Origin of the sequence: Streptomyces murinus, assembly GCF_002154555.1 — a bacterium.
In the GTDB taxonomy this organism is placed as follows: domain Bacteria; phylum Actinomycetota; class Actinomycetes; order Streptomycetales; family Streptomycetaceae; genus Streptomyces; species Streptomyces murinus.
Map to the genome: position 1 here is coordinate 1 of NZ_MUNF01000694.1, position 10,573 is coordinate 10,573.

Here is a 10,573-nt window from a genome sequence, read left to right on the forward strand (position 1 = left end):
CGGCAGCTGGATGCCGTTGCCGGAGATCAGTCCGGGTGAGCCGGCCGCGACGCCGTCGGCACTCGCGCCGTCGGCCGCGAACGCGGCGGACATCGGCCACGCCAGGGCCATCGCACCGGAGGCGGCGACGGCGGCGATCACACCGTTTCGGGTAGCCCGTCTCATTGGTTCCTGCCTTCCAGACAAGTTCGCGGGCAGTCGCCCGCACCCGGTAAAACGCGGGCGAACCGGCTGAGTTATGGCCCATCGGGCTTTCACCCCATCGAGTGGCACGATCGATAAACCGCTTGTAAGGCCGATGAATGATCATCAATCGGGCGCGGAGCATACGGCACCCGGGGGTGTTCCGCTCGCCCGGAGGCGGGCCGAACGGGGCCCACTTATGGTGAGCGAAAAGGCGCCGTCCCGGTCCGCTGCGGGCGCCTCGGGAGGCGATCGATGCTGGCCAAGCTGTGCACGCGGTCCGCGGTGCGGCGCTGTGCGGGTACCGGAGTCCTCGCCCTGGCGCTGCTCGGCTCCGTCCTGCCCGTGCCCGCGGCCGCGGTCTCGGCACCGGTCGCGGCGGACCGCCCCGACCTGTCCCGGTTCTACCGGCAGAAGGTGGCCTGGGGCGCCTGCGCGGGCCCGGGCATGCCGAGGGACATGCAGTGCGGGAAGGTGACGGTCCCGCTCGACTACGCCCGCCCCGGCACCGGCACGCTCGACCTCGCGCTGGCGCGCTATCGCGGCACCGGCACCTCCCACCACTCGGTGCTGCTGAACTTCGGCGGCCCCGGCGGCGCGGGCGTGAACGAACTGGCGTACGACGGAAAGCAGTTCATGGAGCTGACCAACGGCTATGACGTGGTCACCTTCGACCCGCGCGGGGTGGGCCGCTCCTCCCCCGTCAGCTGCGGCGACGGCGGCGACCAGGCCGCGGCTGTCACCGGCGCGGACGCCGACCTGGCCCATCCCCAGGCGCTGCTGCGGCAGTTGCGGCAGAGCGCGGCCGCGTGCGCGCGCAGCTCCGGTGACGTGCTGCCGTACATAGGGACGGTGAACGCCGCCCGGGACCTGGACGTGATCCGCCAGGCCCTCGGCGAGCGCAAGCTCAACTACCTGGGGTTCTCCTACGGGACACGGCTCGGCTCGGTGTACGCGGCGCAGTTCCCGCACAACGTGGGGCGGATGGCGCTGGACGGCGTGGACACGCTGACCGAGTCGCTCGCGGAACAGGGCATCGACGGGGCCCGCGGGCAGCAGACCGCGCTGGAGGACTTCCTGGACTGGTGCGCGAGGGACACCGGCTGCCCGTTCGGGCGGGACCGGCGCGCGGCCGGTGACGCGGTGGCCGGGCTGGTGCGTTCGCTGGACCGGCGGCCGGTCACGACGGACGGCGGCGACCCGTTCTCCGGGCAGGACCTGGTGGCCGCCATCGTGCAGGCCCTCTACAGCAAGGACCTGTGGCCGTCGCTGGAGCGGGCGCTGGGCTCGCTGACCGAGGACCGCGATCCCCGGGGGATCATGGGCTTCGCCACCGGCGGCGCCGGGCCGGTCCTCGGCCGTGCGGCGCCCGGGCACGACGGCCTGGTCGACCCCCAGGACGTGCCGGCCGACAACCTCCAGGCCGCCCTGCTGGCGATCAACTGCGCGGACGACCCCGACCGGCCCTCCGCCGCCCGGATCGCCGGGGACCTGAAGCGGCTGCGGGCCGCGTACGACGAGGCCTCCCCCGTGTTCGGCCGCTACCGGCTCACCCAGGTACTGATGTGCTACGGCCGCCCCAAGGGCACCGATTTCATCCGCACCCGGGTGAAGGACGTCGACACGCCGCGGATGCTGCTCGTGGGCACGCGCGGCGACCCGGCGACGCCGTACCCATGGGCCGTCAGCACCGCGCAGCGGCTCGGCCCCGCGGCCGTCGTCCTCGACAACAAGGGCGACGGGCACACCGGCTACGGCTCCTCCGTGTGCGTGCACCGCACGGTGGACGACTTCCTGCTCCACGGCTCCCTGCCCGCCTACGGCAGCTCCTGCCCGGCGGACGGGAAGGAGTGGAGCGTCTTCCCGAACCGCATCGACCGATGAAGGCACCGGCCGCCGACCGGCGTCCGTGACCGCGACCGGAGGGACACCATCATGCGCATGCGCGCCGCCATCGCCGTACCCGCCGCCTCTGCCGCCGTGGCGGCCCTGCTGCTGACCGCGCCGCCGGGACAGGCGGCCCCGGCGGCTCCACGGGTGGCACCCTGCGTCCAGGGGGAGCTGACGCTGCGGGCGGCCACCGTGCCGCACCGGCCCACCGTGGTGCGCGTCAGCGTCACCAACCGCAGCGGGCGGACCTGCGCCATCGACCGGGTGCCGCTGGTGACGTTCGGCGGCCTGGACGGAGCCGCGCTGCCGGTGTCGGGGGACGGCACGGGCCGGCTGCGGCTCGCGGCGGGCGCGACCGTCCACGCCGATGTGCGCACCATCGTCCGCACGGCGGACCCGCAGGCCCGCAAGGCGGCCTCGGTCACCGTCGGCGACTGGACGGGCCGCTGGGGCCGGGTCTTCGCCCCCGCCCGGCTCGGCACCGGATCCAAGGTGGCGGTCTGGGAGCCGGTGACGACGTCCTGGCAGCCCTCGGCGGCGGCCGCGGACCGGGCGCTGGGCCTCGGCCCGGCACCCCGGACGAGCCCGAAGCCGGCCCCGACCAAGGCGACGCCGAGCCCGACCGGCACGACACCGAGCCCGAGCCCGACCAGGCGGGCCCCGCACCGGCCGAGCCCGATGCCCCCGGCCAGCCCGAGCCCGGCGAGCCCGGCGCCGACGAGCCCGAGCCCGACCGGCGCCACGCCGACGAGCCCGGTCAGCCCGACCGTGAGCAGCCCCGGGCCCAGCTGATCGTGAGCAGCCCCGGCCCCAGCTGAGAGGGCCGCTCAGCCGAGGACGAGTTCCGGCGCGTACAGGTCCAGCCACTGGGCGAGGTCCAGGGTGCGTTCCAGGCCGCGCCGGGCCGCCTGGTCGGACACCGGGGCCTCGCGTTCGGCGGCCTTGCGTACGCGGTCCCGGTCCACCAGGTCGAAGACGCGGTGCGAGGGCCGGGCGAGCAGATCCTTGGCCTGGGCCTGGAGGGCGCGGGCGTAGCGCGGGTCCTGGGTGGAGGGGTAGGGGCTCTTGACCCTGTCGTACACGCTCTGCGGCAGGACGTCCTTGGCGGCCTCGCGCAACAGGCTCTTCTCCCGGCCGTCGAAGGACTTCAGGGCCCAGGGGGCGTTGAACACGTACTCGACCAGGCGGTGGTCGCAGAACGGCACCCGCACCTCCAGGCCGGTGGCCATGCTCATCCGGTCCTTGCGGTCGAGCAGGATGCGCACGAACCGGGTCAGGTGCAGATGGCAGATCTGCCGCATCCGGAACTCGAAGTCGCTCTCCCCGGCGAGCCGTTCGATGCCCGCGACGGCCGTACGGTAGCCGTCGGCCGTGTACCGCTCCAGGTCGAGCTGCTTGACGAGGTCGGTGCGCAGCACGTCGGAGTCGTCGCCGAAGTGCCGGCCGAAGCGCACCAGCCAGGGGAAGGTGTCGGCGCTGCGGGCGTCCTCGTCGAAGAACTGGAGGTAGCCGCCGAAGACCTCGTCGGCGGACTCGCCGGACAGGGCGACCGTGGACTTCTGCCGGATGGCGCGGAAGAGCAGCAGGAGTGAGGCGTCCATGTCGCCGAAGCCGGCCGGCAGATCGCGGGCCCGGATGACCTGCTCGCGCACGGCGGGGTCGGCGAGGGCCTCGGCGTCGAGCACGATGTCCTGGTGGTCGGTGCCGGAGCTGCGGGCGACGTCGTGCACGAAGGGGGTGTCGGGGGTGCCGCGCAGTTCGTCGGCGACGAAGTTCTCGGTCTGGCCGACGAAGTCGACGGCGAAGGAGCGCACCGTCTGGCCCTGTTCGGCGAGTTGCCGGGCGGCGATCGCGGTCATGGCGGAGGAGTCGAGGCCGCCGGAGAGCAGGGTGCAGCGGGGCACGTCGGCGACGAGCTGGCGGCGCACGATGTCGTCCAGCAGGGTGCGCACGGTGGCGATGGTGGTGTCCCGGTCGTCCTCGTGCGGGCGGGTCTGAAGACGCCAGTAGACGCGGGTGGACAGTCCGGAGCGGTCGACGGTGACGACGGTGCCGGGCTCCACCTCGCGCATGCCGTCCCAGACGGCGTGCCCCGGGGTCTTGATCATCACGAGCAGTTCGCGCAGTCCGTCGAGGGTCACCCGGGGGCGGGCCAGCGGGTTGGCGAGGATCGCCTTGGGTTCGGAGCCGAACAGGACGCCGTCGGGGGTGCGGTAGTAGTAGAACGGCTTGATGCCCATCCGGTCGCGGATCATCACGAGCTTGTCGCGGCGGCCGTCCCAGATGGCGAACGCGTACATTCCGTTGAGGCGTTCGGCGAACGCGTCGCCCCATTCGACGTAGGCGTGCAGGACCACCTCGGTGTCGGAGTCGGTGGTGAACCGGTGGCCGCGGTCGGTCAGTTCACGGCGCAGCTCGGTGAAGTTGTAGGTCTCCCCGGAGTAGACCAGCGCGACCGTGCCCTCGGGGGTCGCGAGGGACATCGGCTGGCGGCCGCCGGGCAGATCGATGATGGCGAGCCTGCGGTGGCCCAGGGCGGCGGGCCCCTCGGTCCAGGTGCCGCGGTCGTCCGGGCCGCGGCAGGCCATCGTCTCGGTCATCGCATGCAATGTGGTGGCCTCGGCGCTGAGGTCACGGTCGAAGGACACCCATCCGGTGATGCCGCACATGCGCTGCCTCCTGCCTCCGGCCGGCCGCCGGTGCCGCGCTCACCTGTGCTTTCGTGGGAGCCGCGACGCCGGCCGACGAACCAGTTGTATCGAGCACCTATATGACGAGCCTCCGCCCGTGCCCGGCGCCGGTCAACGCGGACGTAACACGACGGGGGTCGTCCGCCCGATGCTTTCGGACGCGTTTTGCCTTCGCGAGGCCCGGGATCGCGACGCCGGAGCGCCACAGCCGCCGGGAACCGGCCATGGGCAAAAAATTTCCCAAGCGGGGGCGCGCCGCGTGGCGCCCCGGCCGGAAACCGCTCCGTCGCCCGGACGGCCCGGCCACCGGGGTACCCGCGTCCACATCCCAGCACGCGGACATAAGTCCGGAATACCCCGAATGCCGTACATGTGAATCGGCCCTATGGTGCTGTCATGGAGCACGCACTGAGTCCCGCAACCCTTGCCGAACTGCGGCGTCCGCGGCCCTATCCGGCGGTGTCGGTGCTGACCCCGACGCACCGCAGGGGATCCGGCAGCGACCAGGATCCGGTCCGGCTGCGCAATGTGCTGGCCGAGGCCCGCAAGCGCCTGGAGGCCGATCCGGCCGTGACCCGGGAGCGGCGGGCGGACGTGGACGCCCAGCTCGACCGGGCGCTCGCCGAGGTGGATCTCGCGCATGCCGAGGACGGTCTGGTGATCTTCGCCGCGCCGGGTGAGCACCAGGTCTGGTCGCTGGCCCGCAGCGTCCCCGAGCGCGTGGTGCTCGCGGACACCTTCCTCACCCGCAATCTGGTCGCCGCGCAGGCGGCGGAGCGGCCCTTCTGGGTGCTGTCGGTCTCGGCCGACCAGGTCACCCTGTGGAGCGGCGGCCCGGACCGGGTGGTGGAGGAGCATGCCGGGGGCTTCCCGCTGACCCGCAGCAGGCCGAACTTCGACGCCGAGCGGCAGGAGCGCATCGGCGATCTGCCGAGCACCTTCCGTGACGAGGGCACCCGCCAGTTCCTGCGTGAGGCGGACACCGCGATGGCCGCGGTCCTGCGCGAGCAGCCCCGGCCGCTGTACGTCACCGGCGAACGCGCGGCGCTCTCCCTGCTGGACGAGGCCGGCACGGTCGCCAGGGGCGCGGTGCACGTGGGGCACGGCGGGCTCGCCCACTCCGGTCCCGAGGCGGTGTGGCAGGCCATCAGGCCGGTCCTGGAGGCGGAGGAGTCCAAGGACGCCCATTCCGTCGTCGAGGAACTGACCTCGGCGCGCGGCCACCGCACCTTCGCGGCGGGCCTGGACGAGCTGTGGCTCAGCGCCCGGGAGGGCCGGGTGCGGCTGCTCGCCGTGGAGGACGGCTTCCGTGCGGTGGTCCGCGACGACGGCGACCACCTGGTACCGGCCGAGCCCGGCGACCTGGACGCCCGCGACGACATCGTGGACGAGATCGTGGAGCAGTGCCTGGAGACCGGCGCCCAGGTCCGCTTCGTGCCCGACGGCACGCTGGGCGAGGAGGACGGGATCGCCGGGGTGCTGCGCTTCTGATCCGCGCCTCGCGCCTGCGGCCCGTGAGTATCCGACCCTGCGGACCCTGAGCACCCTGCGGACCGTGTTCACGGGCCCCCGCGGCCCTGAAGTACGCACTCCCCCGCCGACGTACGCTACGCGGGAATCGTCGACGTGAGGGAGCGCGCGCATGGGTGAGCCGCTGGGTGTGGCGGTGCTGGGGGCCGGGAACATGGGGGCCGATCATGTGCGGCGCCTGGACCGGGTGGTCAGCGGCGCCCGGGTCGCGGCCGTCGCCGATCCCGACATCGAGCGGGCGCGGGCGGCCGTCGCGGGCATCACCGGGGTACGCGTGCACACGGACCCCGAGACCGCGCTGGACGCGCCGGGGGTGGCCGCCGTGCTGATCGCCTCCCCCGGGCCCGCGCACGAGGCCGCGCTGCTCGCCGCGTTCGCCCGGAACCTGCCGGTGCTGTGCGAGAAGCCGATGGTGCCGGACTCCGCCGGAGCGCTGCGGATCGTGGCGGCCGAGGCGCGGCTCGGGCGGCGGCTGGCACAGATCGGGTTCATGCGCCGGTACGACGCCGAGTACCTGCGCCTGAAGGCACTGCTGGACGGCGGCGGCCTGGGCCGGCCGCTGATGCTGCACTGCGTCCACCGCAATGTCTCCTCACCGCCCGGCTTCACCAGCGCCCAGCTGATCAACAGCTCGGTCTCGCACGAGATCGACGCGGCCCGCTGGCTGCTGGGCGAGGAGCTGACGGCGGTGACCGTACGGCGCCCGGTGTCCTCCGGCGGCGCGCCCGAGGGACTGATCGACCCGCAGTTCGTGCTCTTCGAGACCGAGCGGGGCGCCCTGGTGGACGTCGAGGTGTTCGTCAACTGCGGCTTCGGCTACCAGGTGCGCTGCGAGGCGGTGTGCGAGGCGGGCAGCGCGCGCATCGGCGAGGAGCACGCCCCGGTGGTCACCCGAGCGGACGGCGCCCGGCGGGAGGTGGCGCCGGACTACCTCGTACGGTTCGCCGACGCCTACGACCGCGAGGTGCGGGACTGGGTGGACGCCGTCCGGGCGGGCCGGGTGACCGGGCCGAGCGCCTGGGACGGCTATGCCGCCGCGGTCGTCGCCGAGGCGGGGGTCCGGGCGCTGGAGGGCGGCGGCCGGGTGGCCGTCGAACTCGCCCCGCGCCCGGACCTGTACGCGGCGGTCAGCCGCTGACGCTGGCGGCGCCCGTCTCCAGGTGCCCGGTGAACCGGCGCGACCAGGTCGAGTCGGAGTCCACGGTGATCGTGAAGTCGTACCAGCCGTTGTTGTAGGCGACCGCGTTGAAGAAGTCCTCCGTCGACGCGCCGGCGGCGACGGTGTACGTCCAGGGGCCGTCGGAGCGGTAGTGGTTGGAGGTGATGGTGAACTTCACCGACGACGAACCGGAGTTGGCCATCTTGAAGTAGAGGGCGAGCTTCCCGGTGCCCGGCTCGACCGCGTAACGGGTGCTCACCTCCGCGGACTTGCCCGCCTTGGTGGCGTCGCCCTGGAAGCGGCGCAGGAAGCGGTTGGGGCCGACCATCGACAGGTCGTACTTGCCGTCGCCGTAGCCCGAGCCGATGTTGAAGTAGTCGGTGGCGGTGCCGCCCGCGTCCACCGTGTACTGCCAGGGGGTGGTGTCCCGGTAGGCGTTGGGGTGGATGGAGAAGTGGGCCGCGCGGGCGGCGGGGCCGCCCTGGTTGGTCATGACGAACCAGGCGAGCGTCTTGCCGCCCGCGTCGAACTCCAGGCGGTCCAGATAGCCGCCCGGCTGGTACGGCAGCGCGCGGGCCGGGCGGGTGCCGGACTCCTGGGCGGGCAGCGCGTTGTCGGTCGGCACCGGGTTGGGCAGCAGGGTGCAGTTGTCGATGCCGATGACGCTGGTCGCGGGCAGCGCGACGGCGCCCTTGACCGGGTGGGCGAAGTCGAACACCCCGGTGAGGTCGCCGCTCACCTTGCGCCGCCAGTCACTGATGTTGGGGCACTTCGCGGGTGTGCCGAGGGCGGCCGTCCAGGTCTCCAGGAAGCGCAGCACCGAGGTGTGTTCGAAGACCTCGGAGGAGACCCAACCGCCGCGCGTCCAGGGCGAGATGACGATCATCGGTACGCGGAAACCGAAGCCGAACGGCACCCCGTTGAGGAACTCGCCGGCCGTGCCGGCGGGCGGGGACGGCGGGGGCACGTGGTCGAAGTAGCCGTCGTTCTCGTCGTAGTTGAGGAACATGACGGTGGAGTCGAAGACGTCCTCGTCGGCGGCGAGGGCCTGGTAGACGAGGTTGACGAAGTGGGCGCCGTCGCCGGGCGGGGCGTAGGGGTGCTCGGAGAACGCCTGGTTGGCCACCACCCAGGAGACCTGCGGAAGGGTGCCCGCCTGGACATCGGCCTTGATGGCGGCGGCGATGTCGTCGGGGGTGGAGCCGGTCACCTTCGGCACCGAGGACATGCCCCGGTCGTACAGCGGGTCGCCCGCCTTGGCGCCCGCGAAATTGCTGAAGTACGCGCAGGCGTTGTCGCCGTAGTTGTCCGCGGCGTTCTGGTAGACCTTCCAGCTCACCCCGACGGCCTGCAACGACTCGGCGTAGGTCTGCCAGGTGAGACCGGACTCGTCGCCGCCGTCGTTGCTGGAGGAGTCGACCTTGCCGCTCCACAGGTAGGTGCGGTTGGGGCCGGTGGCGCTCAGCGTGGAGCAGAAGTAGGCGTCGCAGATGGTGTAGTTGTCGGCGAGCGCGTAGTGGAAGGGGATGTCGGAGCGGTCCAGGTAGCCGAGCGAGCGGACGTTGCCGACGCCCAGGACCCAGTTGTCCAGGCGGCCCTTGTTCCAGGCGGAGTGCTGCGAGGACCAGGAGTGCGGCAGGTCGCCGTTGCACTGCGCGAGGGTCTCGCCGTCCTTGCCGAACACCGACGGGGTGGAGCTGAGCTTCCACGGGTACTGCCGGGAGAGCAGGTTCGGCTGGTTGAAGACGGAGTAGTTGCCGCTGAGGGTGATGCCGCTGCGGTCGTCGAAGCCGCGCACGCCCTTGAGGCGGCCGAAGTAGTGGTCGAAGCTGCGGTTCTCCTGCATCAGGATCACCACGTGCTTGACGTCCTTGATCGTGCCGGTCGCCGTGGTGGCGGCCGCCGCGGTGGTGCGCGTGGTGGCGCCCAGCGCCACTCCCGCCGCCACGGATGCGCCCAGCCCCACGAAGCCCCTTCGGCTGATCGGTGTCATTCGTCCGTCCTCGGTCACGGGAGTGCCCCTGCGGCACACCGCGGGCCAGGGTGCCCGCGCCGGTCGTCGGGGTCCATACCCGTGCGGTGAGGTAAAGGTGAACAATATTCAAAACCGGCCGGGGCTCGCCGGGACAACTCCGGCGGACGCCTCACACCCCTCCGAACAGCGCGTTCAGCCCACGCTCCACCACCGTCGCCATGTCCTCCTGGCCGGCCGCGACCACCTCGTAGCTGCGCAGCAGGAAGCGGCGCAGGGTCGAGGTGGGGAACTGGAGCAGGGCGAGACCGAAGGGCGAGTGGAACTCCAGGACGGTCCGGGTGCGGCCGTAGGGCCAGATCTGCACATCGCCGTGTCCGGCCGGGGTGCGCAGTCCCTGGTCGAGCAGGGAGCGCGCGAAGGTCCAGCTGACGTCCTCGCCTTCCAGCGCCGCCTCGGCCGGGAAGTCCACGAAGACGGCGAGCGGGTCGCCCGTGGTGTAGCGCAGGGTGGCCGTGAGCGGGATCTCCTGGTCCTCGGCGGTCACGAGCCGGGCGAGGGCGGGCAGTTCGATGGTGGTCTCCATGCCTTTATGGAGTCAGGAGAGGCCCTTCGCATGCCGCCAAATCCGGTCAGAGTTCGATGGGTACAGGCCGCTCCCGAACGGCGGGGAACACAGGGCCGTCGAACACGCGGTTGACTGCCTGGTCCGGGGGTCTTGACGAAGGATCGCCGGGTCCGTCAACTCCCGTAGATTGTCTACGACTTGATCGCCCGTCGGGCGTTCGGGGAGCACTCGGGGATCGGTTCGGGAAGACTCTGGCATATGCCAGAAGCACCACCGTATCGTGTCTTGCCAAATCCCTTACGGGGCGTCCCGCGCTGTGCGAGAGTCGTTACGGTCCCCGTCCCGCCCGGCCCTGCCGTCCCCTTTTCGTTCGGAGTGCGAAATGCCGTCATCGGTCTCCGCGGACCGCCCAGCCGCCCAGCCGCCCGGGCACGACCCGGTCGAGGCGTTGATCACGCAGGCGCGGCGGCTCAAGGGCGACGTGGACGCGGTACGGCGGGACGTCCGCTGCGACGACACGGACCCCGAGGAGCGCTGGCAGCGCGCCCTGTACGACCTGGCACTGAACCAACTGGACGATT

At 72.2% G+C, this 10,573-nt stretch carries 8 protein-coding genes and 1 pseudogene; 5 read left to right on the forward strand and 4 right to left on the reverse strand.

Annotation, left to right across the window (positions count from 1 at the left end):
* Positions 1-165 (reverse strand): chaplin family protein (locus tag CCN72_RS33215; protein WP_143664285.1); only part of this gene is annotated, 165 nt, incomplete at its 3' end.
* 273 nt (positions 166-438) lie between these two features.
* Between CCN72_RS33215 and CCN72_RS33220 the strand changes: the two genes are divergently transcribed.
* Positions 439-2,067, forward strand: coding sequence for an alpha/beta hydrolase (locus CCN72_RS33220; protein ID WP_086811962.1), 1,629 nt, complete (start codon positions 439-441; stop codon positions 2,065-2,067).
* A gap of 57 nt (positions 2,068-2,124) precedes the next feature.
* Complete coding sequence (locus tag CCN72_RS33225) at positions 2,125-2,865, forward strand: DUF4232 domain-containing protein (protein ID WP_244174601.1); 741 nt, start codon at positions 2,125-2,127, stop codon at positions 2,863-2,865.
* Positions 2,866-2,900: 35 nt separating this feature from the next.
* On the opposite strand, the gene asnB is transcribed toward CCN72_RS33225, so the two are convergent.
* A complete protein-coding gene (gene asnB / locus CCN72_RS33230) occupies positions 2,901-4,742 on the reverse strand; it encodes an asparagine synthase (glutamine-hydrolyzing) (RefSeq protein ID WP_085563201.1) in 1,842 nt (613 codons plus the stop codon).
* Positions 4,743-5,159: 417 nt separating this feature from the next.
* On the opposite strand from asnB, the gene CCN72_RS33235 reads away from it, so the two are divergent.
* Positions 5,160-6,254 (forward strand): baeRF3 domain-containing protein, encoded by a 1,095-nt coding sequence (locus CCN72_RS33235; RefSeq protein ID WP_086811966.1) that lies wholly within the window; start codon positions 5,160-5,162, stop codon positions 6,252-6,254.
* A gap of 151 nt (positions 6,255-6,405) precedes the next feature.
* Positions 6,406-7,431 carry a Gfo/Idh/MocA family protein gene (locus CCN72_RS33240; RefSeq protein WP_086811968.1) on the forward strand — a complete coding sequence of 342 codons (1,026 nt, stop codon included), beginning with the start codon at positions 6,406-6,408 and terminating at the stop codon, positions 7,429-7,431.
* Here the strand turns inward: CCN72_RS33240 and CCN72_RS33245 are convergent.
* Positions 7,421-9,445, reverse strand: a complete 2,025-nt coding sequence (locus CCN72_RS33245; protein ID WP_086811970.1) for a phosphocholine-specific phospholipase C — start codon at positions 9,443-9,445, stop codon at positions 7,421-7,423. The genes CCN72_RS33240 and CCN72_RS33245 overlap by 11 nt on opposite strands.
* A gap of 151 nt (positions 9,446-9,596) precedes the next feature.
* Entirely contained in the window at positions 9,597-10,010 is a 414-nt protein-coding gene (locus CCN72_RS33250; RefSeq protein ID WP_037655659.1) for an SsgA family sporulation/cell division regulator, read from the reverse strand.
* A 364-nt stretch (positions 10,011-10,374) separates the two neighbouring features.
* Between CCN72_RS33250 and CCN72_RS33255 the strand changes: the two are divergent.
* Positions 10,375-10,573, forward strand: a pseudogene (locus CCN72_RS33255) (phosphatase); the annotation flags it as partial.